This window comes from Niabella sp. ZPM-14 (genome assembly GCF_055693045.2).
In genome coordinates this window covers 1,289,647-1,314,222 of the sequence record NZ_CM181148.1, presented here as the reverse complement: position 1 = coordinate 1,314,222, position 24,576 = coordinate 1,289,647, and the positions used below count along the sequence as shown (strand labels likewise).

22 protein-coding genes are annotated in these 24,576 nt (G+C 48.0%); 10 read left to right on the top strand and 12 right to left on the bottom strand.

The genetic code is table 11. The annotated features are described in order from the left end of the window. Positions 1 to 38 precede the first annotated feature (38 nt). From ACU37H_RS05575 to ACU37H_RS05565, 3 genes are all read left to right on the top strand, one after another. Positions 39 to 893, top strand: coding sequence for a VOC family protein (locus ACU37H_RS05575; protein ID WP_472705803.1), 855 nt, complete (start codon positions 39 to 41; stop codon positions 891 to 893). A gap of 41 nt (positions 894 to 934) precedes the next feature. Further along, positions 935 to 1,399 (top strand): SRPBCC family protein, encoded by a 465-nt coding sequence (locus tag ACU37H_RS05570; RefSeq protein ID WP_472705805.1) that lies wholly within the window; start codon positions 935 to 937, stop codon positions 1,397 to 1,399. A 116-nt stretch (positions 1,400 to 1,515) separates the two neighbouring features. Then, positions 1,516 to 2,061 (top strand): DinB family protein, encoded by a 546-nt coding sequence (locus ACU37H_RS05565; RefSeq protein ID WP_472705807.1) that lies wholly within the window; start codon positions 1,516 to 1,518, stop codon positions 2,059 to 2,061. Between the two features lie 222 nt (positions 2,062 to 2,283). On the opposite strand, the gene ACU37H_RS05560 is transcribed toward ACU37H_RS05565, so the two are convergent. From ACU37H_RS05560 to ACU37H_RS05530, 7 genes are all read right to left on the bottom strand, one after another. After that, positions 2,284 to 2,703 (bottom strand): OsmC family protein, encoded by a 420-nt coding sequence (locus ACU37H_RS05560; protein ID WP_472705809.1) that lies wholly within the window; start codon positions 2,701 to 2,703, stop codon positions 2,284 to 2,286. Between the two features lie 70 nt (positions 2,704 to 2,773). Beyond that, positions 2,774 to 5,071: a GH92 family glycosyl hydrolase gene (locus tag ACU37H_RS05555; protein WP_472705811.1), complete on the bottom strand. Its 2,298-nt coding sequence runs from the start codon at positions 5,069 to 5,071 to the stop codon at positions 2,774 to 2,776. 50 nt (positions 5,072 to 5,121) lie between these two features. Then, positions 5,122 to 5,838: a basic secretory protein-like protein gene (locus ACU37H_RS05550; RefSeq protein ID WP_472705813.1), complete on the bottom strand. Its 717-nt coding sequence runs from the start codon at positions 5,836 to 5,838 to the stop codon at positions 5,122 to 5,124. 265 nt (positions 5,839 to 6,103) lie between these two features. Then, a complete protein-coding gene (locus ACU37H_RS05545; RefSeq protein ID WP_472705815.1) occupies positions 6,104 to 8,410 on the bottom strand; it encodes a GH92 family glycosyl hydrolase in 2,307 nt (768 codons plus the stop codon). Positions 8,411 to 8,559: 149 nt separating this feature from the next. Continuing rightward, positions 8,560 to 9,519 (bottom strand): BT_3987 domain-containing protein, encoded by a 960-nt coding sequence (locus tag ACU37H_RS05540; RefSeq protein ID WP_472705817.1) that lies wholly within the window; start codon positions 9,517 to 9,519, stop codon positions 8,560 to 8,562. Positions 9,520 to 9,548: 29 nt separating this feature from the next. Beyond that, positions 9,549 to 11,351, bottom strand: coding sequence for a RagB/SusD family nutrient uptake outer membrane protein (locus ACU37H_RS05535; RefSeq protein WP_472705819.1), 1,803 nt, complete (start codon positions 11,349 to 11,351; stop codon positions 9,549 to 9,551). Positions 11,352 to 11,382: 31 nt separating this feature from the next. Next, positions 11,383 to 14,469 (bottom strand): SusC/RagA family TonB-linked outer membrane protein, encoded by a 3,087-nt coding sequence (locus ACU37H_RS05530; RefSeq protein ID WP_472705821.1) that lies wholly within the window; start codon positions 14,467 to 14,469, stop codon positions 11,383 to 11,385. Positions 14,470 to 14,710: 241 nt separating this feature from the next. On the opposite strand from ACU37H_RS05530, the gene ACU37H_RS05525 reads away from it, so the two are divergent. The 4 genes from ACU37H_RS05525 (at position 14,711) to ACU37H_RS05510 (ending at position 18,887) form a co-directional block, all read left to right on the top strand. Then, entirely contained in the window at positions 14,711 to 16,135 is a 1,425-nt protein-coding gene (locus tag ACU37H_RS05525) for a sensor histidine kinase (RefSeq protein WP_472705823.1), read from the top strand. 126 nt (positions 16,136 to 16,261) lie between these two features. Continuing rightward, positions 16,262 to 16,966 carry a response regulator transcription factor gene (locus tag ACU37H_RS05520; RefSeq protein WP_472705825.1) on the top strand — a complete coding sequence of 235 codons (705 nt, stop codon included), beginning with the start codon at positions 16,262 to 16,264 and terminating at the stop codon, positions 16,964 to 16,966. Between the two features lie 28 nt (positions 16,967 to 16,994). Next, a complete protein-coding gene (locus tag ACU37H_RS05515) occupies positions 16,995 to 17,495 on the top strand; it encodes a gluconokinase (RefSeq protein ID WP_472705827.1) in 501 nt (166 codons plus the stop codon). Positions 17,496 to 17,567: 72 nt separating this feature from the next. After that, positions 17,568 to 18,887, top strand: a complete 1,320-nt coding sequence (locus ACU37H_RS05510; RefSeq protein WP_472705829.1) for a gluconate:H+ symporter — start codon at positions 17,568 to 17,570, stop codon at positions 18,885 to 18,887. A gap of 8 nt (positions 18,888 to 18,895) precedes the next feature. On the opposite strand, the gene ACU37H_RS05505 is transcribed toward ACU37H_RS05510, so the two are convergent. The 5 genes from ACU37H_RS05505 to ACU37H_RS05485 all read right to left on the bottom strand — a co-directional run bounded on the left by ACU37H_RS05505 (position 18,896) and on the right by ACU37H_RS05485 (position 23,174). Continuing rightward, positions 18,896 to 19,660 carry an oxygenase MpaB family protein gene (locus tag ACU37H_RS05505; protein WP_472705831.1) on the bottom strand — a complete coding sequence of 255 codons (765 nt, stop codon included), beginning with the start codon at positions 19,658 to 19,660 and terminating at the stop codon, positions 18,896 to 18,898. A 117-nt stretch (positions 19,661 to 19,777) separates the two neighbouring features. Continuing rightward, the gene (locus ACU37H_RS05500; protein WP_472705833.1) at positions 19,778 to 20,275 is read right to left on the bottom strand and encodes an SRPBCC family protein; all 498 of its coding nucleotides are present in this window, start codon (positions 20,273 to 20,275) and stop codon (positions 19,778 to 19,780) included. Between the two features lie 29 nt (positions 20,276 to 20,304). Beyond that, positions 20,305 to 20,850 (bottom strand): dihydrofolate reductase family protein, encoded by a 546-nt coding sequence (locus ACU37H_RS05495; protein ID WP_472705835.1) that lies wholly within the window; start codon positions 20,848 to 20,850, stop codon positions 20,305 to 20,307. Positions 20,851 to 21,021: 171 nt separating this feature from the next. After that, the gene (gene queG, locus ACU37H_RS05490; RefSeq protein WP_472705837.1) at positions 21,022 to 21,951 is read right to left on the bottom strand and encodes a tRNA epoxyqueuosine(34) reductase QueG; all 930 of its coding nucleotides are present in this window, start codon (positions 21,949 to 21,951) and stop codon (positions 21,022 to 21,024) included. Between the two features lie 119 nt (positions 21,952 to 22,070). Then, positions 22,071 to 23,174 (bottom strand): lactonase family protein, encoded by a 1,104-nt coding sequence (locus ACU37H_RS05485; protein WP_472705839.1) that lies wholly within the window; start codon positions 23,172 to 23,174, stop codon positions 22,071 to 22,073. Positions 23,175 to 23,466: 292 nt separating this feature from the next. Here ACU37H_RS05485 and ACU37H_RS05480 point away from each other — a divergent pair, with 292 nt between their 5' ends. From ACU37H_RS05480 to ACU37H_RS05470, 3 genes are all read left to right on the top strand, one after another. Beyond that, on the top strand, positions 23,467 to 23,931 hold the full coding sequence (locus ACU37H_RS05480; protein ID WP_472705841.1) for a hypothetical protein: 465 nt from the start codon (positions 23,467 to 23,469) through the stop codon (positions 23,929 to 23,931). Between the two features lie 130 nt (positions 23,932 to 24,061). Next, on the top strand, positions 24,062 to 24,325 hold the full coding sequence (locus tag ACU37H_RS05475; RefSeq protein ID WP_472705843.1) for a type II toxin-antitoxin system prevent-host-death family antitoxin: 264 nt from the start codon (positions 24,062 to 24,064) through the stop codon (positions 24,323 to 24,325). Further along, positions 24,316 to 24,486 carry a type II toxin-antitoxin system YoeB family toxin gene (locus tag ACU37H_RS05470; protein WP_472705845.1) on the top strand — a complete coding sequence of 57 codons (171 nt, stop codon included), beginning with the start codon at positions 24,316 to 24,318 and terminating at the stop codon, positions 24,484 to 24,486. Before ACU37H_RS05475 ends, ACU37H_RS05470 begins: the two co-directional genes overlap by 10 nt. Positions 24,487 to 24,576: the final 90 nt, after the last annotated feature.

The window sequence follows — 24,576 nt, the reverse complement described above, 5'->3', positions numbered from 1 at the left end:
TGATCTTCATTACCTTTTAATCATTATAAAACTTTTGTATGAACAACGACATGTATCCCTGCATCTGGCTGGACAATAACGGGAGAGAAGTGGCTGATTTTTATAAAGACGTCTTTCCCGATACGCAACTAACAGAAGATACCGGCCTGGTACAAATGCTCAGCATCAATGGTCAAAAATTTATGCTGCTCAGCGCGGGCCGGGAATTTAAACCTAACGCTTCCATCTCTTTCCTGATTGCGAATACGGACGAGCAGGAAACAGAGCGGTTATTCAACCGGTTGGCAGAAGGAGGCATTGTGCTGATGGCGCTCGACAGTTATCCGTTCAGCTCCAAATATGGTTGGGTGCGCGACCGGTTTGGCATCACCTGGCAATTATACACCGGTGAAAAAGGCAATACCGATCAATACTTTGTGCCCACGCTGATGTTTGTCAATGAACAAAACGGGAGAGCCAAAGAGGCCATCTCATTTTACACGGATCTCTTTCCCGGATCGAAAACAGAAGGTATCATGGAGTACGACGGGAAGGAAGATACCAAGGGTAATGTTCAGCACGCACAGTTTACGATCAATGGCTTTACGCTTGCCTGCATGGACAGCTCCATCGCTCACTCCTTTCAGTTTGACGAAGGTATTTCTTTTACTGTAGTGACAAAGGACCAGGAAGAGACCGATTATTACTGGAATGGCCTGACTCAAAATGGAGGACAGGAAAGCGTGTGCGGTTGGCTAAAAGATCCATTTGGCGTGAGCTGGCAAATTGTGCCGCGGGTGTTGCTGGAATTGACAGGCCAGAAGGACCGTGTGCGCGCTAAGAAAGTGATGGACGCCATGATGAAAATGAAGAAGATTGACATCGCTACGATCGAAAAAGCCAATGCTGAATAAGACAGTGAATCAGCCAACAATAAACCACAAAATACAATCACATGAAAGACCTCGCCTACTCAATCGTAATCAACGCTCCCCTGGAGAAAGTTTGGGAAACACTTTGGAACGACGACACTTACCGCAAATGGACCAGCCACTTTAATCCCGGATCCTACATGGAAAGCGACTGGAAAGAAGGTGGAAAAACCCTTTTCCTGGACCCGGACAGAAACGGCATGTTGTCTACCATCAAAAAATTAGACCCGCCTCGTTTAGTTGAATTTTCTCACTATGGTGAACTGCGCAATGGCGTGGAGGATACTACCAGCGAACATGTTAAGGCCAATGCAGGTTCCATTGAGAAATACGAGCTGGAACCCAACAATGGCGGTACTTTGCTGAAGGCCACTGTCCAGTCGCCCGAAGAATATGAGGAGATGATGAACAATGGCTTCAATAAAGGGTTGAAGGAATTAAAGATGCTGGCGGAGCAAACGGATAACGCGGTGGATACCAAGCCTTAACGCAAAGGAACCGTCTCCGTTGCCGGCTTTCTTAGCTGAGCCCGGCAGCAAATGCTAGCTGGCATGTTTTTAGTGCAGCTAAAGGGGATATATCATCACCTATAAAAACTTAAGTTATGTTTGATACTAAAGAGGAAAAACCGGTTCTTCAGTCAAAAGCGCTGCAACTCGTTATTCCGCAATACCGTATGCACACGCAGACCTTTGATAATGTAATCGCAGACATCAGCGGGGCAGATGCCTTAAAGCGGATCCATGATGTCACCAATCATTTTATATGGATGGCAGGTAATATCGTTAATACGCGTTACTGGCTGGCCAATATTCTTGGGGTCGAAGACACGGATCCTAACGATGCCTTATTTAAAGATGCCAAGGCGCTGGATATGAGCGTGAACTATCCGGAGCTGGGGGATCTTAAAAAGCAGTGGCATCGCATTTCTCCCCAATTATACAACGCGTTGATGAAGGCGACGGACGAGGAATTGGCGGCTCCTTATAATTTTGGTATGGGCGTAGACTTTGTCGAAGAAAACAAGCTGAATATGGTCGGCATGTGCCTCGACCGGGAAAGCTACCTGCTGGGTCAGATGGGGCTCATGAGACGGGCATTGGGATACGAAGGCGTGAAATATGACATGGACCAGGACATAGATTACTAGCGTATCAATAAACATCCAGACTCCATAAAAAAAACTGCATCAGAAAAGCCGGTAAATGGCCGCCTGATGCAGTTTTATGTTACAGTTGTATGAAGCCAAGAACGCTGATCTGTAAAACCACCGGGACTGTAGGTCATGTCTATAGTCCATAGTCCATAGTCTATAGTCCATTGCTTGTTGCCCATTGCCCATCGCTGATTGCTTACTGCCTATTGCTCTTAATTACTCACCGCTCCACGCGCCCCAATCTACCGTCACTTCAATATCCGGATGCAGGCTTTTAGCTACAGGACAGGTGTTGCCCGTATTTTTCAATATGGAGATGGTTTTTTCTTCCAAAGAAGCGAGCGCCTCCGGAATATGAACTTTCAGGTCGATGCCACTGACCCTTCTCGGATCGGCTGCCATTTTCTTCAATACTTCAATACGCACATCGTTCAGGTCAAAATTCATGGTCCTCGCTTTGATACCCATCACGGTGATCATGCAGGCAGCGAGACTGGTCGCCAGCAGATCGGTCGGGGAAAACCGCTCACCTTTACCGTTGTTGTCTACAGGGGCATCTGTTTCAAAAGAGGAGCTACTTTTAAGGTGTGTACACGTCGTTCTCAGATCGCCGTTATAAATTACTTCTGAAGTCATATTGATATTTTTGATAAAGATAATGAAGAGGCGGTCTCGAAGTGACATACACTTTTGGGACCGCCTTGTATTACCTTGCCGGTTTAGGCGACATATGGAAAACCAGGGCGCCGCCATTCAGCAGGTCACTGTGGTTGATCGAATGTGTCGTAACAGGCTTTCCATTGAAAGTCACTTTCGATACATACACGTTTTTCTCCGACTGATTCTTCGCTTCAACGGTCAGCGTCTTACCATTTTCCAGTTGAATCGTTGCGTTTTTCACCGCAGGACTCCCCAGCTGGTAAGTTTCGCTTCCGGGGGCAAAGGGATAAAAGCCCAGCGCCGTAAAGATGTACCAGGCGCTCATTTGCCCGCAGTCATCATTGCCGCCTAACCCGTCTATTGTTGCTTTATATTGCTTTTTAAGGATCATTCGCACACGTTCCTGTGTTTTCCAGGGCTGGCTTGTAAAGTTGTAGAGATAGGCCACGTGATGCGAAGGCTCATTGCCATGTACATAGTTGCCGATGATCCCTTCACGCGTGATATCTTCCGTGTGTGCAAAGAACTCGTCCGGCAAATGCATGGAAAACAGCGAGTCCAGGTGAGGCAGGAACTTTTTATCGCCGCCCATCGCCTGGATCAGGCCTTTAGGATCCTGCGGAACAAAAAGGCTGAAGTTCCAGGCGTTGCCTTCAATGAATCCCTGGCCGTGCGTAGATAATACGTCGAAATCGGATCGGAATGATCCGTCGCTTAAACGGGGCCTCATATAACCGATCGATGCATCATATACGTTTTTCCAGTTTTGAGAACGTTTCAGGAAGGTTTCATACACATCCTGGCGGCCCAGCTTTTTTGCGGCCATTGCGATGCTCCAGTCGTCAAAGGCATACTCCAGCGTGGTCGACACGGAGTTGCCGCGCTTGTCATCAGGAATATAGCCGCGTTTGATATATTCATCCAATCCGTCATAATACAACACGTTCGCTGTTTCAATGCAGGCGTCCAGCGCTTTGTTATGATCAAATCCTCCGATACCTTTCACAATGGCATCGGCGATCACGGGCACCGCATGATAACCGCTCATGCACCAGTTTTCATTGGCATAATGACTCCACACGGGAAGCATATGATGCGCGCTTTGCTGCTGATGGGCAACCATGCTTTTGATCATGTCTACATTGCGCTTCGGTTGTATAAGATTGAAAAACGGGTGCAGCGTGCGGTAAGTATCCCACAAAGAAAAAGTGGTGTAGTTTACAAAATCTTTAGCCTCATGGATATTCTGGTCGATGCCTTTGTAGGCTCCGTTTTGATCCATATACACGGTAGGTCCGAGGAACGTGTGATACATGGCCGTGTAGAAGTTGATCATGCCTTCGCGATCCAACGCGTTGATTTTGATCTTGCCCAGTTCTTCATTCCATTGTTGCTGCCCTTGCTGTTTGATAGCTGCAAAGTCCCAGCCGGGCGTTTCCGTGCGCAGGTTCTCCAAAGCATTGATGGTGCTAACCGGAGAGAGTGCAAATTTGATCTTGATCTGCTCGTTCGCTTCCGTTTTAAAATTGAAATAGGCTCTCAGGTTTTGACCGATCATCTCAGGGAAATTCTGTTGGATGTTGAAACGGCGCCAGAACCCTTGATACACCTGCTTTTTATAAGAGTTGTATCCATAACTTTCAATCGGCTTAGAGAAGGTCATGGCAAAATAAACCGTCCGTGTTTTCGCCCAGCCATGTGTCTGGCGATAGCCCGTGATCAGCGTATCATTTTCCACTCTTACAAAGGTCCATACGTTCTTATCCTCATAATTGTAAATGCCATGCATGAGGTCCAGGATGATATGCGCGTCATCAGCCTTCGGAAAGGTATACTGATGAACTCCTACGCGTGTTGTGGTTGTCAGCTCGGCCAGGATATCATGATCGTCGAGCTTTACTTTATAATAATTGGGCTCGGCCACTTCGTTCCGGTGGCTGAAGCGGCTCCGGTAGCCGGTTTCCGGCCGATCGGCTGTGCCGGGGTTAAGCTGCAATGGACCGGTTGTAGGCATGATCAGGAAGTCGCCCAGGTCCGAGTGGCCGGTGCCACTAAAATGTGTATGGCTAAAGCCTACGATCGTCGGATCGTCATACTGGTAGCCTGCGCAATAGCGATAAGCGGTACCGGTATATTTTCCGTCCGGACCTGCGTAGGGGATCGTGTCGGTGTCGGGGCTCAGTTGCACCGAACCGAAAGGAACAGTGGCGCCGGGATAGGTGTGACCCATCTTCGCCGTTCCGATCAGCGGATTTACATACTGTATCAATCCGTTGGTCTGCCCATGGGATGGCGTACCTGCCCATAACGCGGCCAGGAGAAATGGATATATTTTTTTGTTCATCTGCATCATACTTTATTTAAAAGGGCTTTAATCGATAGCCCGTCTGCTCATTAAATAGCGGGATTCTTTTTGTACACATCCCAAAGCTCGTCCACCGTTTTGCCTGTTTCTTTTTTCCAGAAATCTTCGGTGTACGTTTTGCTTCTCATGGCGTGGTCTAATTTACGCACGAGTTTTTTATCATAATTTTTTTCAATCCACACAAAGAAGCGGGCTGTTACCCTGTATGCATTAGTGTAGTGATGTTTCTCCGATAAAGCTGGAAGGCTCCAGTTGGCTGCCGGATTATTTACACCCAGGCGGTACCTCACATAATCGGCCACTCCTTCTGTAACCCAGCCCGGGCCTGCTCCGCCAGGATATGCCTGCACGATATGCATGGCTTCATGCGTCACTACGTCGAGGTCTTCCGGATTTTTGATCATCCATTCGGGGTTTACTTTAATCACACCGCCGGATGCAGCAGCGACCGCCGTGTATTCCGGATCGATTACAAAAGTAACCAGCTTCCTGGTATTCTTATTGTAGAGCTTTGCCTCCTGGGGATACACTTTGAAAAAGGTTTCGATCATACGATCGCCGGTCTTCGGATCGAATTTATCTGATTTGTTGATGAAGACCATCGTAAACTTTTTTCTTTTGATGGTGTCGTTGCTCACCACGCCCTCCAGGGCTACATCTTCCCATTTTCTTCTTTGGGCATTGGAGTCGACGCTGGTAGAAATTAAAAGGGCTATGAGGGCCGCAGCCTTAACGATTTTTTTCATTCTTATTTCTTTTAATGTGATTTGGTAGAATGGAGCCCCGGATGATTAAACACTTTCATTTCCATAACAATGAAAATTTTGATCATGTCGGGTTCATTCTTGTTTTTTATTGATTTTGGTTGAAGTATGTCTGTGATCATCCCGTATTCCTGTTAACGGGAACGGAAGAATGATCCTGTTTGGTCACGTTCGTAAGTGTTTACAACAATATCCATGCACCCGCAACGACCTTCTGAAAGAGCCCGCGGGCGCATGGATGCATTGATTATTTAGATTGCGGGTCTGTAGACAAGGAGTAAGGAGCATCGGTCTCTTTAGTTCCCTTCTGTTTGTTGGGGCTTGCCGCCATCGTGAAATGGATCTTTCCGCCTTTCATTAACGCTGAATGGCTCAGCCAGTTCTTACCGTAGGAAGTGCCGTTGAAGGTCATGTTGCTGACATAGCGATTGGAAGCGCTGTTGTTAGCAGCCGTGATCACCATTTGTTTACCATTCGCGAGGCGGATGGTTACTTTGTCAAACAGCGGACTTCCCAAGACGTATTGATCTGTTGCCGGGCACACAGGATAGAAGCCCATGGCTGAAAATACATACCAGGCGGAGGTTTGACCATTGTCCTCATCGCCGCAATAACCATCGGGTGTTGCGTAGTACAATTTATCCATCACCTCTCTGGCCCAGTACTGGCTCTTCCACGGTTCACCGGCATAGTTGTACAGGTAGATCATATGCTGGATAGGCTGGTTGCCATGAGCATACTGACCCATATTCATGATCTGCATTTCCCGGATCTCGTGGATAACACCTCCATAATACGAATCATCGAAAGTAGGCGGCATTTTAAATACGGAATCCAGCATGGTTACGAAATCTTTTCTTCCGCCCATCAGCTGCATCAGGCCATTGATATCATGAAACACGCTCCATGAGTAATGCCAGCTATTGCCTTCGGTGAAAGCATCGCCCCATTTTTGAGGATTGAAAGGCGACTGGAACCGGCCGTCCTTATTCTTCCCGCGCATGAGCTTGTGTTCTGTATCAAAAAGATTTTTATAGTTCAGGCTTCTTTTTTTATAAAGATCCGTTTCCGCTTTAGGCCGGTTCAGGGCCCGGGCTAATTGATAAATAGAAAAATCATCGTAGGCATATTCCAGTGTGCGCGCGGCATTTTCGTTGATCCCGACATCATAAGGCACATACCCCAGGTCGTTGTAATACTGCACACCTTTACGACCTACCGCTGTTATAGGGCCTTCGTTGTTAGCGCCGTGGAGCAGGGCCTTATAGAGGGTTTCAATATCATAACCTCTGATGCCTTTGATATAGGCATCGGCTACCACGGAAGCGGAGTTGTTGCCGATCATGATGTCAGCGTAGCCGGGGCTGCTCCATTCGGGAAGGAACCCTCCCTCTTTGTAATCGTTGATCAGGCCTTCCTGCATTTCTTTATTGATGGAAGGGAATGCAAGATTCAGAAAAGGATACAACGCTCTGAACGTATCCCAGAAGCCGGTGCCGGCAAACATATACCCGGGAAGCGTTTCGCCGGTGTAAGGACTGTAATGTATGGGTTGGCCCTTGGCATCCAGCTCATATAATTTGTTGGGGAAAAATACCATTCTGTACAGGCAGGAATAGAACGTACGTAACTGATCTTTGTCTTTACCTTCCACCTTAATCGTATTAAGCGTTTGATTCCAGGTCGCTCTGCCTTCTGCCGCAATCTGGTCGAAGGTCTTGTTGCCGATTTCCTGCAGGTTGCGCTCCGCCTGTTCCTGGCTGATAAATGAGGATGCGACTTTGGCCGTTACCTTTTCACCTTTGCGGGCAATCCTGAAACCGATAATGGCGCCGCTGTTCTTTGTTTCCAGTAATTTCAGCGTGTTTCTGTGTATGTCCTTTTCCGTCCAGGTGCCGGTGCTGGTAAACGGCCGGTCAAACTGGATTACGAAATAATTTCTGAAATTCTTCAGGCGACCGCGGCTGTATTTAGTGGTGTACCCGATGATCTTGTTTTGTGCAGGAATGATTTCTACATAAGACTCTTTATCGAATGCATCCACCACCACGAACGCACTGTCTGTTTTTGGAAAAGTGAAGCGAAAGAAGGCCGCCCGCTCGGTAGGCGTTATTTCTGTTGTTACATCGTGATCTGCCAGGTAAACGCTGTAATAATAGGGCTTGGCTGTTTCTGCTTTGTGAGAAAACCAGCTGGCACGGCCATCCTGGTCTGCAACGGCTTTCCCGGTTACAGGCATCAGCGAGAACATGCCATAGTCGTTCATCCATGGCGAAGGCTGATGGGTTTGTTTGAACCCTCTGATCTTATCGGCACCATACGTGTATTGCCAGCCATTACCATTGGTACCCGTTTGGGGTGTCCATAAATTCATACCCCATGGTCTTCCGATGGCCGGGTAGGTGTTGCCGTTAGACAGGCTCACCTTTGAGTCGGTGCCCATCAAAGGGTTTACATAATCTACCAACTCTGTTTGAGGGCTTAGAGTGGATTGTGCTGACAGGACAGACGCAGAAAAGCAGCATGCGACCAGCAGCGAAGTCGTTTTTGTCATTGTTGAATTAAATGTTTGTAATGCTATAAAAATAATCAGCAATTTTCTTGTGGCTTGCAAACAAAACCTGAACCAATTGTTAACGCAGTTACAAGTAAAAAGGGCCGGCAATTCGCATTGCCGACCCTAATATACAATTAAACTGGAACTTACTTAAAGGTGATCAGTCTCCATTCACTTAGTTGGAACAGGCCGCCTATTGAGTTGCCGTTCAACGCTGAAATGTAGAGCCTGTAGTAACGATAGGCTGTTTCGTTTTCGAATTCAAAGAAACTGGTTTGGGTTCTTGATCCGAAAGTAACGCCGGTCCTGTTGTCCAGCTCTGTCCAGTTGGTACCGTCGTTAGAGCCCATGATCCGCCAGTCTCTCGGATCGCGCTCTGGTGCGTCGTTGCCCGAGGTGAGCGTGTAGGCGCCGATCACTTTGCCTTCCTCAAAGGTCAGCTGTGCCCAGAAGCCTGATGGGAAGGAGTGCAGCAGGAATTTGGTGCCTGTGTTGTTATCCACAAGCTTGGGAGATCCTTCACCACTACCTGACCCGTCCCTGTGTTCCTGGGAAACGGTGAGCTTGGCCAGCTGTGTGATATCTGTTTCTTTCCGTACGATATCTTCAATCCGGAAATAGGCGATCTTCCGGGACGTATCGATAGGCGAATTGCCTGCCGACATCAGCTGAACAGGCAACATATACTGGTGATCCCTGGACAGCTTTTTAGATGCAACGGCGAAGGAAAGCGGAACGGAAGTCGTCTTCCCCGCTCGGATCACGGAGCTCAATCCTTCCAATGTGTAAGCCGAGTCGGGCAACAAGGCATAGCTCGTGCCATACATCGCATTGTAGGCGCTCACCAGCTCGGGTTTTAATTCGAAGTTCACCGGGATGTCCTGCTCCGGGTAATTCAACCCCGCATATGCAGCTCCAAATACAATTTTCTCTGCAGAATCGGCCAGCACCAGGTTCAGCGTGCTCTTTTCCGGATGGGCCTGGGGCATGTAGATGGTACCTTCGAATGGCACCGAGATGGTATCGGGTTTGTTGCAGGCCGCCATCAGCAAGCCGGCTGCCAACCACCAGGATATTTTTTTTGTGGTATATTTTTGATTGTTCATCTTTTAAGTTTTATTGATTTTCAGAAGGTCTACCAACCGGTGTTCTGAACCAGGTTTTCATTTTTCAATACCTCGTTGTTAGGAATGGGCCACAGGTAGTCGCGGGCGCGGAAGATCCTTGTTTCATGCACCACTTTCTCGTAGAAGGCATCTCCGTTCTTAGAAAGGTCCATACCGTAAAAAGGTCCGTTGTTCGTTTCGTCAGCGATCAGCCAGCGTCTTGTGTCAAAGTACCTTACGTTTTCGAAAGCCAGTTCCACCATGCGTTCATGACGGATCGCTTCGCGCATGGCGCTCTGAGAGGCCGGAGCGGGCAGGTTCTGCGAGCCGTACACGGGTACTCCTGCTCTGGTTCTTATCAGGTTTAAATACCTGAGGATCTCAGGGTTTTGCGGATCATACTCATTAAGTGCCTCAGCATAATTCAGGTAAAGATTCCCTAATCTTAATAATAACGCGCCCCTGCTGTTGGAGTTCAGGATCACATTCTTTCTAACGATATACCCGGTAGGCGTTACATCTGAAGTGCTTTGAGAGCGACCTGAGTTGCCGCTGTATTCCATGTTCGTGATAATCGGCGTAGGGTTGGAGAACTGGTTCAGCCAGTAGCTTTTGTTGTAAGTAACGCCCACATAAAAGCGGGGTTCCCGGTTGACCCATTGATTGAACGTGCTTCTTGCTGTTACATCAAAAGGAGCTTTGTAGTTGGAAAAACCTGTCGCTACATAACCGGAAGATGAATGAGTAATGGGCAGACCGTTGGCCATGAAATAGGCGTCCACCATTTTCTGGGTTACCCCCAATGCGCCGCCGCCCTGTGCACCGGAAGGATAACCTACATGCTTAGGCGTTTTGTCGTATTGAGAATAGTTGCCGGAGTTAGATCTGGCGAAGATCCACTCTTTATTCCAGTTCACGCTCATCACGTTTTTGGTGGACAGGTAAGCCTGCAGGAAAGGATCGGCGTTGGTTTCTACATACAGGTCATACACACCTGGTACAAACTCATCGAAGAATGCTTTGTGCGCATCGGCTGCGGTCTTCCATTTGTTGACGTCATAAGACTGGCTGATCAGCTGTGTGCCATCAGGGTTTCTTAAGCTGGCATAGGCCGCGTTGCCATTGAAAAGAGGACTGGCGGCGAGTAACAGCGCTTCTGCTTTATAGGCTTTGGCCATCCCTTTGGTGCAACGTCCCCATTCACCGTTCAATGGGTCCACACTCAGATCGTTGTATGCCGCGTCTAATTCTGAAGTGATAAAGCCGATACATTCATCGAATGGGGAGCGTGTGAGTTTGAGGTCTTCAAGCGGCGCTTCAAAATCCAGCAGCTCATCGCCGAGCATAACGGCAGGACCATAGATCCTTACGATCTGCAGGTAGAAGAATGCGCGCAGCGCTCTGGCTTCCGCCTTATAGCTTCTTTTTAAAGAGCTGTTGATCTCCGCTTCGCTGGCTTTATCGATGTTGTGAATAAAGAAGGTCGCATTCCTGATAGCGCGGTAATACTGGCGCCAGTAGTGGGCTACGGTGCCATCCGTGTTGGCCCATACGCTCGAATTAAGGTTGTTGCCGTAGTTGAAGGGCCAGTTGTATTTCGCTTCGTCGGAGGCGGTTGTCCACACGCCCGAGTTGTCTGTAGCGGTGTACCGCTGGTTTAGCTCGTTCGGTATCGCGTTATAAATATTGGCCAGGAAATTATCCGTGCGGGATTTGGACTTGAAGATGTCTTCTTCCGTAAGGATATTATCCGGTATCTGGTCTAAATACTTGCTGCAGGAGGCTGTTGCGAACAGTAGTCCTGCGGCCAGAAGGTATATGAGTTGTTTCATTTTTTACTAATTGAATGAAAAGGGAATGGGATTAAAAATTAGCCTGGATGCCCAACGAGATGGTCCTGATGTTCGGATAGCTCGCGCCGTTGTTCGTATTCAGTTCAGGATCCCAGAGTTTGAATTTGCTCCAGTAGAACACATTCACACCCTGCAGGTAAAGCCTTCCGCTTTTTACACCGAGGTTAGAAAGCATGCCTTTGGGGAAGTTGTAACCGAGGTCTAATGTTTTCAGACGGATAAAATCAACATCTTTCACCCACCAGGTGCTGGCTACTGCGTTGTTTTGATTCACTACGTTGCCATAACCTAACCTTGGATAAAACGCTTGCTGGTTGGGGTTTTCGGGCGTCCATCTGTCTGTAGCCAATGCAAAAAGATTGCTGCGTTCAGGGCCGGTGCTGTTGTTGAAAGGAAGTATGCCGTCGCCGCTTAACATCCTGTCTGCACCTTCAGTTCCCTGGAAGAAGGCACCCAGGTAGAACTGCTTCCACGTCACGTTGAAGCTGGCGCCAAATATGAAGTTGGGCACATCCCCGTTGCCGATGCGCGTTACGTCATTAGCGTCTACCACACCATCGCCATTCAGGTCTTTATATTTAATATCACCCACGCGAACGGCTCCGGTCCTTTGAATGGGGCTGTTCCTGATGTCCTCCTCGCTCTCAAATAAGCCCAGGGCCACATATCCATATCTCGATAAAGAGTTGAACCCGCGACGCTCCATGTAAGGATAGGGCTGAACCGGCTGGTCATTCTCAATGATCATGTCGCGATTGTAAGTGACATTCGCCCTGAAGTCCCAGTAGGTCTGACCGACAGCCAACGGATTGGTCTCTAAAGTAAAGTCAAAACCCTTGTTAGTCATCGATCCGAGGTTGCCGTAAGGGCTGCTGTTGATACCGATATAATCCATCAACACGCTGCGCTGCAGGAAGATCCCCGTGCGTTTGTCGTTGAAGAAGTCTGCTGTAAGAGATATTTTGTTATTCAGTGTTTTGATCTCTACGCCGAAGTTTTGTTTGTGCACTTCCGACCATCTCACGTTAGAACCATATTCCGAGATGGCGGTACCGCCGTAGCTCACATTGCCCACGCCGTTACCAAAGGTATATCCCGCGGCGCCTGCATTTACAATGGTTAGGAAGCCAAACCTTCTGCCCCCTGAACCCGATCCGATAACCCCATTAGAATAACGAAGCTTCAAAAAGGTGATCACATCTTTAAAAGGCTCGAAATATTTTTCATTGGAGATGACATAACCCGCACCAAAGGAAGGGAAGAAACCAAACCTATTTTCCGGCGCGAAGTTCTCAGAGCCGTTGTAACCGAAGTTGAACTCGCCGAAATACTTGTTGTCGTAAGCGTAAGTAGCACGACCTACCAGGCCACGGCTCCGGATCGGTAATGATGACGTAAGGTCATCAGCGAAAGCTCCGATTTCCTCTCTTTGGTTGTAGAGGATCATCGCGGTGATATGGTTTTTGGAATTGATAATATCGCGGTCGTAATTGAACGAGGCTTCGAGATAATTTCTTCTGTTTGCGCCGTTAGATCTTTCGTAATTCAGATCATCCGTACCATTCTGCACCAGGGTCAGGTTCAGGCTGCCATCAGGCAGATAAGGATTGCCCCTGTCCAGCTGGTAGGCGCTCCTGTCGCGGGTACGCTCGATAGAGTGGGAGTTCCATACGTCAAATGAATACAGTACAGTAGCGGACAAGCCTTTCACGATCGAGCCCAGATCCTGCGTCAGGCGGGCGTTTGAGTACAATTGGTTGCTGGCAGTGTTTACGTATCCTCTTTGAGTGATCAGTCCCCAGGGGTTCGGCTGCGCGTCTGTTGACTGGTTCACGGCAGGCAGTAAATTACCCGGATACATGACCGGATACAGCACCGGGTTGGTTTGCATCACGCGTGCAAAAGCGTCCTGCGGGCTGGTACCAGGCATGTTCGTGTTGGTTACATAGCCCTGAATGCCCAGGTCGAATTTGGTCGTCTTCGTCCAGTTCATGTTCACGTTAGATGTGAAGTTGATCCTTCTGAAACGCGCGTCAGCATTGTAGCTTTGCAATTCATCGAGCTTTAGCAAACTGTTTTCTTCATAATAGGCAAGGCCCACATAATAGTTGGCGTTGTCCGCACCGCCTCTCGCGCTGAAGTTGGCCCTGCGGTTCAGCGATGTTTTGCCAAACAAGGTATTCATCCAGTCTACATTGGGGTATACATAGGGCTGGTTGCCGGCGACCGTGCTGTCGATATAGGCCTGCGAATATTCCGGTAATAAACCGCTCGCCGTCTGCGCTTCGTTACGCAGTTGCATGTAAGTCACGCCATCCGTCAGTTCCGGCAATTTGGTGAAAGAGTTGTAACCCTGTGTGTAGTTAAACATGAGCGTTGGCTTGCCGGTGCGTCCTTTTTTAGTGGTGATCAGGATAACGCCATTGGCACCTGCGATACCGTAAACTGCAGTGGCAGAGGCATCTTTAAGTATTGAAAACGATGCGATATCCTCAGGATCGAATGCATTGACGTCCCTTCCGATCACCCCGTCTACCACCACCAGCGGGCTGCTGGAGTTGTTGCCAAACGTAGAAATACCGCGGATCCACAGGTCTGCACCGTTGGAACCCGGAAGCCCCGTCCGCTGCACGCCTATCAGACCGGCAATACGGCCGGACAACGCGGCGCTGAGGTTTGCGACCGGCACCTTAATTTCTTCCATGTCTACTGTAGACTGTGCGCCCACCAGGCTGATCTTTTTCTGCTGACCAAATCCTACGACTACAACATCTTCCATGCTGCCCGCGTTGGCTTCGAGGACGATTTGTACGTCAATTTTGTCTGTGAAGATCCACCGGTAATCTTTGTAACCGATGAAAGTGGCAGCCAGGCTATCGCCTTTGACAGCCGTAACGGAGAAAGTTCCTTCGTCGTCAGTCAATGTGGCCTGACCGGACCGGAGGTTTTCGATTGATACGCCGACCATTGCGGCATTGAGAGGGTCTTTCACTGTTCCTGTAATCGTGATCTCCTGCTGGGCACGGATTTCCGGCAATACGAAGAGATGAAACAAAAACAGCAATGCACACGCCTTAAGCAGTGTTCGTTTAGTCATCGTTAAATTGTTTAATCGGTTATAGAAAGTCAAAATGCTCACTTAGAATTGGGGATACTTCCCGGGCCATGATGCGAGGGCAAATTTTGGTTATGAAGTAATCCTTTTTAAAGTACAGGGACTAAGGTATTTTTGCTTCCTCTAACATTGTAATAACAAAAGCCCAACAAATTGTTAACATAATTTTAATAAGGCCTTTTTATCCATCGGGATCATTAGTTTTAAATTTTTATTGAACGCTATGCAATCAGCAATCCTCAGGCTCCGGTTTGTTGCCATCGCCAGCTTTATCGTGTTGGCTGCGGTGCAATACTTTTTAGTATATAATACTTACGAGTTGAAGAACGATCAGTTTTTCATTGCTGAAGCGGGTCAGATCAGGGAGGATTATAATTACGCCATACGAAACGACAAGATCTTTCCGGGCGGACAAGCTATCATTGACAGTTTCCTGATCCGCAATATGGATGAGATGGAGCAGTTGTTTAAAACTGACGCGGATCGCTTTTCCATATTTACTCAAAAAGTGTGTGACAGTATCTTTCACGCGCTAAGCCGCCAAAGCAATGTAGACAGCCTGATGCAGGCCATTATAAAAACGAATGAGCTGGAAGATGACCTGGTGTGGTTGTCGCGGGTGGAGCAGATCGCCATCACGTTTAATGGTAAGCAATATGTGACGCTTTATGACCGATCGAGCAAATATCCTTACGTTGACGCGCGTTACCAGAAAAACGGTGCGGTGATCAGCGGGACGCTCGAAAATCCGAATCCGTCCAACCTGGTTTCTGCAATTACGATCAGCACGCCCACCGCTTATTCTTCAAGGATCGCATTTTCATTGTACACCGATACGCCGCACCGCACCCGCGCAATCATCCGGCAGATGCTACCCACGTTGCTGCTGTCAATTCTATCTATATTAACACTGGCTATTATCTTTTACGTCACATTCAGAAACTGGCTCAGACAAAAGAAGCTGGCGGATATGAAATCAGATTTTGTAAACAGCATCAATCATGAGTTCCAGACGCCTCTTTCAGCCATCATTGTCGCTAACAAAACATTGGAGAAGGACCAGGTGAGAGATCATCCGGAAATGGTTGCTTCCCTTACCGCGGTGATCGGCCGCCAGTCGGAGCGGTTGAATAATCTGTTCCGGCAGGTGATCGACATCACAGTGATGAACGAAGCTACCTTGCAGAAGGAGCCGGTCATTATCGAATATTTTTTACAGCAGATCGTAAACGATTATATGATACAGGCCGATAATCAAAAGGTGGAGATCAGCTTCAACGATTCCGGCAATCGCCATGAAATATTACTGGATAAATTCTGGGTGACCACCATGATCCTGAATGTTATTGAGAATGGCCTCAAGTATAATACCAGCTCGCTGAAACGAATTAATGTATTCACAACTGAAACGGATAGGCAACTGGAGGTGCATATTGCGGATAATGGCGTAGGTATTCCTCAAAAGGATTTTCAGAATATCTTTGAAAAATTTTACAGGAGTACAAAACTGGTGGATAACAAAGCGATCAAAGGTCTTGGCCTTGGTTTATATTACACGAAACAATGTATAGAAGCCCACCATTGGAGCATTGATATAAAAACGGTTGAAAAGGAAGGTACGGATTTCACTATTATCATTCCGCTTTGACGATTGGCAAGCGATAGCCAGGAGCCCAATAAGCGTTGCAATAACGAATGAAGCCCGAACCACTCCATGCCCTTGAGCCGCACACGGCCAGAAAATCGCAGCAAAGCTGCACGTAAAAAATGAAGGATGAAAAGTAAGATCCTATTTGTTGAAGATGAAATAGACCTGGGCAATGTGGTCCGGCAATATCTTCAGTTGATGAACTTCGACGTGGAACTGAAGACCACGGCGGAAGAAGCGTTAGAAAGTTTCAGGGAGCAAACGGGGATGTATGACATGTTGGTCACTGATGTGCAGTTGCCCGGGATGAATGGTTTTGAATTGGCAGAGGAGATCCAAAAAATAGCGCCGGATATCCCTTTCCTTTTTTTAACGGCCAGGAATGAAAAGAAAGACCGGATCACGGGTCTGAAGCTTGGTGCCGACGATTATATCAACAAGCCTTTTGATATTGACGAGCTGGTGCTGCGCGTGACCAATATCTTACGGCGCAACAGCCAGGTAAAGCCGGTGCAGCATGAAGCAACTAATACCATTCATATCGGCGATGTCGTGTTTAAGAAAGATCTCTTTAAAATTTCAGTAGGTAATGCTTCCAAAAGTATATCGCTTACGGTCAGGGAAGCGTCGTTGCTGGAATACATGTATCAACATAAGAACACAGTGATCAGGCGGGAAGAGATACTGGTGCAGCTTTGGGGCGAGAACGATTATTTCCTGGGCAGAAGCCTGGATGTGTTTATCTCCCGCCTGCGCAAGCTGCTTGCAGATTCCAGGCGTGTGAAGATCGAGAACGTATATGGTGTGGGTTTTATATTCAGTGTTAAGTAATCAAATATTCTAAACGATAGAAAGTCCTATGCAGCCGGGAGTCATCATCATCATGGGTGTTTCAGGAAGCGGTAAAACTTCCGTTGGCCGGGCGATGGCCGCGGCTACCGGCGCGGTATTTAAAGATGGTGACGATTTGCATCCGCCGGAGAACATCGCCAAAATGGAGGCAGGCATTCCCTTGACTGATGAAGACCGTGCTGGTTGGTTTGCCATTATTATCGCGGAGGCAAAGGCGCTTCAGCACGCTGGGAAAAGCATGGTGCTCGCTTGTTCAGCGCTGAAAAAGCAATACCGGCAGCGGTTGAGAACCGGCATCAGCGGACCCAGGTTCGTATATCTGAAAGCCGGATATAATCGCGTGTATCAGCAAATGCTTCAGCGCACCGGCCATTTTATGCCTGTAGCTTTATTAAAGAACCAGTTTGAAACATTAGAGGAACCCGAAGCCGAGGAAGATGTGATTACCATTGAGGTGACCGGAAGCCTGGAAGACACCGTGTCGGCGGGTCTGCAGGCGATCCGTTAAATTTTTAATGTAAGATCAGTCAACGACTTCCTGAAAGCATGGGTTCACTTAACCTTTTTAAAAACGAATGCTATGTCCGCCGTGTTCATACTTATAGCCGGAATTCTGTTGTTATTGTTATTGATCGGGGGCGCTAAGCTGAATGCCTTTACAGCGCTGATCGTGGTCGCGTTGCTTATTGGTTTTGCCAATGGGATGAAGGCGGATGGGATCATTGCGTCCGTGTCAAAAGGGATCGGGGATATATTGGGCCCTGTGATTACAGTGTTGGGATTCGGTGTGATGCTCGGTAGTATACTGACTGAAACGGGAGCGACGACCCGCATTAGCGAGCGGTTGCTCCGCGTATTTGGTGCAGGCCGTGCGAAGCTCGCCGTCTGCATTACCAGCTTCTGCGTAGGCCTGGCTTTGTTTTACAATGCAGGGTTTATTGTTTTGATACCGCTGGTATTTGCCATTGCTTATACCACCAAAGCGCCGCTTGTTTATCTTACCATTGCGATGGCGGCGCCGCTGTCGGTAACCCATGGTTTCCTGCCACCACATCCGGGGCCGGTGGTGATCGCCAATATTTTTAAAGCAGATATCGGTCTGACCTTGTTATATGGCTTAGCCATCGTGATACCCATTCTTGTGCTGGCAGCGATTGTTTTTCCCGAGCGAATCAAAAACGTGGTAGCGCATCCGCCTAAAGGTATTTTTAACGACGATGCTCTGCAGATGAAAGACCTGCCAGGATTTGGTATCAGTCTTTTTATTGCATTGATACCGGTGATATTGCTCATCGTTGCTACGGCTTTGCTGCCCTCGTTCGCTGAATCATCCAATGGCTACCAGTGGTTGAAATTTATCGGTGATCCCGGCATATCATTGCTGATCGCCGTGTTGCTGGCGGTGTTGTTGCTCGGTGTGCGGCGCGGGAAAAAGGTGAGTGACCTGATGAATAGTTCGGCGACTGCTATCGGTGCTATCGCGCCGATCATCCTGATCACCGCAGCAGGCGGAGCCCTCAAGCAAATTTTGATCGCCAGCGGAACAGGCGATGCCATCGCTGCTTTCTTCCGGGGTAGCGCTATGAACCCGCTTCTGCTGGGTTGGCTGATCGCTACCGTGTTGAGGATCGCCATAGGGTCCGCCACTGTAGCGGGTTTGACCGCTGCGGGCATCGTTCAGCCGTTTGTAGCTGCCATGAATGTAAGTCCCGAACTGATGGTATTGTCCATCGGTGCGGGAAGCCTGATGTGTTCACACGTCAATGATACGGGGTTCTGGATGTTTAAAGAATACCTCGGCCTGAGCCTAAAGGATACTTTCAAAACCTGGACCCTTATGGAGTCCATTGTAGGCGTAGCGGGATTGGTAGCGGTATTGTTGCTTGACGTGGTATTGTAGCGCATCATCTAATCCGGTTCAACATCCAGCCGGTTAATGCGTTCTTTGTATTGAGCCGGTAACAGGATATCGCGGATCAGTCGGTCCATCTTGAGCCGTTTGCTGATCTTATAAAGCGGTACCGCTGGCTTTAAAAAGGAGCCATTTCCAAAACGCAATAATTCTTTCACTCTTGGCGGCACGACAAGCTTTTGTCCTTCCACTAAGATCTTATAACGGGTGGTGCCGAGATGCTTTTTGTATTGTTTGAAAAGGTCTGAAGTGTAGGCGCTTTTTTGCAGGTCATTGGCCAGGTGCGCTGCACGTGCGGGCAACCATTCCTCGTAAGTAAGTGGTAATTCCTTCAGGCCCATCCTGGCGCCTACTTTATAAAACACGTGGTATACCTCGTTCTTCTCGGCTGTGGAAAGTGGCCGCTCCAGTAATTCATAGGCCGCGATGGAATAATGAATAAGCATGAATAATACATCGCGGTAAGCCCAGTCAGGAATGGCAAAGCCCCGGCTGTTTTCGATTGCCTGGTGAATATGGGTGATCTGGTCAATGGCTTTATGAGCGTCGGCTTCGGGCGAAAAAACAATGTCTTTCGCGTAGCTCACCGTGGAGAACAGCCGCCCGATGGGATCGGAGGGTAGCTTGCCTGTAAAGTAAAGCCAGTCCACGGCCTTGTTTAAAGCAAACTCCGCGGCTGCACCGGCGAAAATAAAAAGGATCGTATCACTCTTGCCCCATATTTTCCTGACGATAGAATCCTTGTCCGCAAAAAGTTTCATAGTACATAAAGTTACGGCGTATCGGTTAATCGGAAACAGGGTTACGTAGCATAAGAGCGGGTCAGACCCTGCCCGAAAGGTACAGGCGGGCGTCTCGGTCTGACCAGATAAACCCCGCTATCTTTTATGTTGCTGTGGCCACGGAAATCCTTTACCGGTTTCGCAGTGGGCTTGCAGGCTGCCTAAAAACCGGCCCCAGGTGTAATTGCATTCTGCAAACATGGGTGAATAGCTTTTCCAGTGATCGTGTTTCAGTGTTAACAATGTGCCCTCGCCTGTCATGGCCTTTTGACGGATCTGATCCGCAGCTTCCGGATGCCGGTCCAGCAGTGCCGGTTCGTTGCCCGGCCAAAGCGAGAACTGAATATCGGTTCCGATCCATTCGTCAGCGCCGGCAAGGCACAGCCAGCGCACGCTTTCCGGCGGCTCCAGTGCTGTGATCTTCATTTCTTTGAAATAATTGTCGCCGAAGCCAAACCTGGCGACGCTGTTCAATTCAGGGACGGCAGTGGTTTGCGGTGTCCACCAGGCGGCCAGTCCTTCCTGTAGCGTAAGCGCCTCGTAAACCTTTAAGGCAGGGGCTTCAATGATCAGTTCGTGAAAGATAGCAGGCATAAGAAAGCGTTTTATAACAGAGAATACAATTATCGCTGATGTTGATAGATCAGTTGCACGACACCCGACCGGAAAGTTTTAGCTTCCAGCAGTTTCAGGTTCAGCCGTTCGCGAAGCCCCTCAAACAAAGGCTTGCCTTGACCCAACACGGTCGGATGAACAGATATCCTGTAAATATCAATGAGGTCGAGCGCTATGAAGGTTTTGATCAGTTGTGCACCGCCATATAACCAAATGTGCTTACCGTCCGCACTGCGTATTTTTGATACAGCTTCCGCTATTTGATCCGATATAAAAGTGGCCCGATCGTCAGTGGCCGGTTGGCTGGAGAACACATATTTCTTTTTGGAATGAATATGTTTCCAAAAGGACTGCTCGCTTTCAGGGGCATTTGTATCAGGCTGAAAATTGCCCCAGCTGTCGTAGCTGACCCTTCCGTAAAAGATCGTATCCACGCTATTCAGGAAAGCATCAAAATCCATGTCATCATCCATGATGCACCAGTCAATTTCTCCGTTGGGTCCTTCGATAAATCCGTCGAGGGTGACGGCGAGGTCTAATACTATGTTTCGCATTTTTATAGATAGGTTTTGAATTGATTGATTAAAAAGGGCGCACACCGTTAGGTTCGTTTTCATTCGGGCTCTATCATCGCGCGACGCGCACTGAACGTGTCTGCGAATATATTTGATGAGATACTTGAAATCAAGAGAAGTTGTTCACACTCGTTCAGCAGCGTGTGGCAATCAGCTTTGTAAAAAGGTGAGGTTCCGCTGGATGCCTTTAAACTTGCTTCTTTTCATCGGAGAATGCCTGAATATTTTTTTGAAAGCATCTTCTGTCATGGCTTCCCATTCTTTAGTAGACAGGTTCAGCACCTCTGGTAATGGATGGAAAGCGGCTTCCGTTGTGGGCTTGCTGAAACGGTTCCAGGGACAAACATCCTGGCAGGTGTCGCACCCAAACATCCAATTATCAAAATGATGGCTCATTTCTGAAGGCAACAGCATGTCTTTCAGTTCGATAGTGAAATAAGAGATGCACCGGCTGCCGTCTACCACTTTATCCGGCAAAATAGCGCCCGTGGGGCAGGCGTCGATACACCTGGTGCAGGAGCCGCAAAAGTCCTTGGCAAACGGATCGTCGTAATCCAGTTCAAGATCCGTGATGAGCGTGGCGATAAAGAAAAAAGAGCCGTTCTTCCGGGTGATAAGATTCCCGTTTTTTCCCAGCCAGCCAATGCCGCTTCTTTTAGCCCAGCTTCTTTCCAGGACCGGGGCAGAATCTACAAAACCTCGTCCCTGGACCTCGCCTGTTTTTTCGCGCAGGCGGAAGAGGAATTCGTTCAGCTTTTCCCGGATCACTTCGTGGTAATCGCGGCCATAGGCATATTTGGAGATCCTGGGCGCTTCCGGGTTTTGTTGTTGAGCAGGAAAATAGTTGAGTAGCAACGTGATGACAGACTTAGCGCCGGGCACCAGCCGCGTGGGGTCTATGCGCAGATCAAAATGGTTTTCCATGTACTTCATCTGGCCGTGCATGCCCTTGTGCAGCCATTGCTCCAGCCGTTTCGCATCGTCATCCAGGCGGACGGCTTTCGCGATGCCACAATAGTCAAAGCCGAGCTCTTTGCTTAATTGCTTGACCAATAAGGTATGTGCTGATCTCGTAGACAACAGGCGGCAAAGGTATTAAATAAGTTGACAGTTGACAGATGACAGATGAGGGTTGACAACACCACAGGTTTTTCGCCAAAGCAAAAATAGCGGGTGATATACTATTCGTGATCTGTCAGCTATTTCTCAATCCACTTCAGGCAAACGGGTGAAGGCACTTTAATACTTTTCCCGGTATTGGTGAGCAGGCCCGTTTTCAGATCTCTTATAAAGATGGTAATGTTGTTCGATTTCTGGTTGGCTGCCAGCAGGTAACGTCCTGAGGGATGAATGGTGAAGTTTCGGGGGAAGTTGCCACCCGTGGCTTGTTCTCCTACGTAAGTGAGTTGACCGGTTTTGCTGTTCACGCGATGGATCTGCAGGGTGCTGTTGCCCCGATGCGAGGTGTAAAGAAACTTTTCATCAGGCGAGAGGTGTATGTCTGCGCTCGCGCCGTTAAAAGCCTCGGGTAAATTATTGATTCGCTGAACGGTATGGTGTTGATTGCCTTTTCGTTCGATGACGGTAATGGCGCCCGACAGCTCCTCGATAATGTAGCCATACCGGCCACTGCAGGTGAAGACGATATGCCGCGGACCGCCGCCGGCAGGAATGGTAATGGCTTCGGTTTGATTAGTATCCAAGTGACCGGTAGTTACGTCAAACGGATAGATCATCACTTTGTCGATCCCCAGATCGGGAACATAGAGAAACTTGTTGTCTGGCGATAGATAAGTGCAATGGACATGAGGGCCTTCCTGCCGTTCCCGGTTGGGGCCGCTGCCCTGATGCCGGATCATCTGGTGCACTGCGCCGATGGATCCATCGCTGTTCAACGGATGTACCGTTAAGTTGCCGCTGCTGTAATTGCCTGCAAACAACCACTTGCCGGTTGGGTCTATGCTGATATAGCAAGGCGCGCTTCCATTAACACTCTGACGGTTTAAAGGAGTGAACGCCGTTTGTTTTTTATTATAGGAAAAGGAGGACAGACTTCCTTCGGTATTTTCGTTAACACAATAAATAAAGTCGCTGTTTTTGCTGATGGCCAGGTAAGAAGGATTATCAGTACGGGCAGAACCTGCCTTTTTTGCCTCGCCGGTTGTCAGGTCAAAATCAAAAACATAAATGCCTTCGCTTTCATTGTCATTCGTGTAGGTGCCAATGATGAGTTGCTGTGCCCGAACCTTTTGCGTGAGCAGGAACGCGAAGCATACTATGGCAATGACGATAATTGTTTTCATTCGTTTATGTTTTTATTACAGGATCAGTTGATGAAACCGGAAGGACGCGCTTGTCAACTGTTCCCGAAATGGCCAACCTTTACGTTGAACATTTCCAATTTCCATTTCTTTGGTATAAAAATAGCTATAATTCATCAGAGAGCAGAAGCAGGGCAGGAGGCTGAGCAAACGCGCCGGTAAAACATTTATTATAAGTTTTTTAACAACGCCTGACAAACCGTTTTCCCTTCCGGATGCTCTTACTATCAAAGAGCTCTCGATAATATTTTTTTAAGCTACTAAACGTATAAAAATGAAAAGATTTATATCCATATCGCTGGTGATATTAGCTGGTGTTGTTTTACTGGCAAGCTGCCGAAAAAGAGATTACCATTATGATGAACCTAACGATGACCGCGAATACTGGTATTCCCAGGAAAGAGGTACGGTAGAATGGAGCTCCGATGTTTGTGCCTATTTTGTAGTGGATCTCGGGGATACTTACGCGATCATGCGCAGTCTTACTTCGGCCAATGATTACCCTTTCCCTGACGATTATCTTTACGGGAATTACAATAACCTGGGAACCCGTGATTATTTCAATGACGCAGGCTCGGACAATTTCCTTGATGGTTATGTGATGCGTGCTACGCTGGTGGAATTCGAGGCCAGCAGAACAGTAGCGATTTCGAAAGCGGAGAACCAATATTGTGGTGGTATCGTTTCGAAATCGATGAGCACCAGACAAAGACCTAATAGTCTCCGCGCAATTAAATAGCAGTGTATCCGTTCTCTATAAAAAACAAGGGCCGCAACTATTGCGGCCCTTTTATTGGGTTAGAGCGAAGAATTGGTAAGTAATTTCGTACTATATTCCGTACGTTTTATTAATTCGATAAAAGTGTATCATGCCTACTACAAAACACAAGAAGAAAACATTCATAATTTCGGTTACTCAATTTAGAGATAACCTGAAGGGGTTTTTAGATAAATCAAAAACGGAAAGAGTGATTGTGCACAATTCGAAAGGGTCTTTTGTGATAGTTCCTCTTGAAGATGTAGGAATTGACGTATCTTATAATAAAGACTGGCTCGCCAACATGAAAAAAAGTGTGAGGGAAGCAAAGGCCGGTAAGCTCACGAAGATAGAACTGGATACCTTATGGAAATAGTTTTTACTGACACGGCGCTTTCCCATTTAATGGTGTGGAAAAAGTCTGGCAATAAATCTGTTCAGTCCAAAATTCAAAAGCTGCTGAAATCAATTCAACAAACACCCTATTCAGGAATCGGACAACCAGAACAGTTGAGATACGAATGGCAGGGATTCTAGTCGAGACGGATTACTAAAAAAGACAGATTGATTTATCAGGTAGTGCGCAACAGGGTTATTGTCTACGCACTACTGGGTCATTATGAGGAT

Excerpts from the sequence above, each read along its gene's own strand:
- ACU37H_RS05575 (WP_472705803.1), top strand. The coding sequence starts at position 39 with ATGAACAACGACATGTATCCCTGCATCTGGCTGGACAATAACGGGAGA.
- ACU37H_RS05570 (WP_472705805.1), top strand. The coding sequence starts at position 935 with ATGAAAGACCTCGCCTACTCAATCGTAATCAACGCTCCCCTGGAGAAA.
- ACU37H_RS05565 (WP_472705807.1), top strand. The coding sequence starts at position 1,516 with ATGTTTGATACTAAAGAGGAAAAACCGGTTCTTCAGTCAAAAGCGCTG.
- ACU37H_RS05560 (WP_472705809.1), bottom strand. The coding sequence starts at position 2,703 with ATGACTTCAGAAGTAATTTATAACGGCGATCTGAGAACGACGTGTACA.
- ACU37H_RS05555 (WP_472705811.1), bottom strand. The coding sequence starts at position 5,071 with ATGAACAAAAAAATATATCCATTTCTCCTGGCCGCGTTATGGGCAGGT.
- ACU37H_RS05550 (WP_472705813.1), bottom strand. The coding sequence starts at position 5,838 with ATGAAAAAAATCGTTAAGGCTGCGGCCCTCATAGCCCTTTTAATTTCT.
- ACU37H_RS05545 (WP_472705815.1), bottom strand. The coding sequence starts at position 8,410 with ATGACAAAAACGACTTCGCTGCTGGTCGCATGCTGCTTTTCTGCGTCT.
- ACU37H_RS05540 (WP_472705817.1), bottom strand. The coding sequence starts at position 9,519 with ATGAACAATCAAAAATATACCACAAAAAAAATATCCTGGTGGTTGGCA.
- ACU37H_RS05535 (WP_472705819.1), bottom strand. The coding sequence starts at position 11,351 with ATGAAACAACTCATATACCTTCTGGCCGCAGGACTACTGTTCGCAACA.
- ACU37H_RS05530 (WP_472705821.1), bottom strand. The coding sequence starts at position 14,469 with ATGACTAAACGAACACTGCTTAAGGCGTGTGCATTGCTGTTTTTGTTT.
- ACU37H_RS05525 (WP_472705823.1), top strand. The coding sequence starts at position 14,711 with ATGCAATCAGCAATCCTCAGGCTCCGGTTTGTTGCCATCGCCAGCTTT.
- ACU37H_RS05520 (WP_472705825.1), top strand. The coding sequence starts at position 16,262 with ATGAAAAGTAAGATCCTATTTGTTGAAGATGAAATAGACCTGGGCAAT.
- ACU37H_RS05515 (WP_472705827.1), top strand. The coding sequence starts at position 16,995 with ATGCAGCCGGGAGTCATCATCATCATGGGTGTTTCAGGAAGCGGTAAA.
- ACU37H_RS05510 (WP_472705829.1), top strand. The coding sequence starts at position 17,568 with ATGTCCGCCGTGTTCATACTTATAGCCGGAATTCTGTTGTTATTGTTA.
- ACU37H_RS05505 (WP_472705831.1), bottom strand. The coding sequence starts at position 19,660 with ATGAAACTTTTTGCGGACAAGGATTCTATCGTCAGGAAAATATGGGGC.
- ACU37H_RS05500 (WP_472705833.1), bottom strand. The coding sequence starts at position 20,275 with ATGCCTGCTATCTTTCACGAACTGATCATTGAAGCCCCTGCCTTAAAG.
- ACU37H_RS05495 (WP_472705835.1), bottom strand. The coding sequence starts at position 20,850 with ATGCGAAACATAGTATTAGACCTCGCCGTCACCCTCGACGGATTTATC.
- ACU37H_RS05485 (WP_472705839.1), bottom strand. The coding sequence starts at position 23,174 with ATGAAAACAATTATCGTCATTGCCATAGTATGCTTCGCGTTCCTGCTC.
- ACU37H_RS05480 (WP_472705841.1), top strand. The coding sequence starts at position 23,467 with ATGAAAAGATTTATATCCATATCGCTGGTGATATTAGCTGGTGTTGTT.
- ACU37H_RS05475 (WP_472705843.1), top strand. The coding sequence starts at position 24,062 with ATGCCTACTACAAAACACAAGAAGAAAACATTCATAATTTCGGTTACT.
- ACU37H_RS05470 (WP_472705845.1), top strand. The coding sequence starts at position 24,316 with ATGGAAATAGTTTTTACTGACACGGCGCTTTCCCATTTAATGGTGTGG.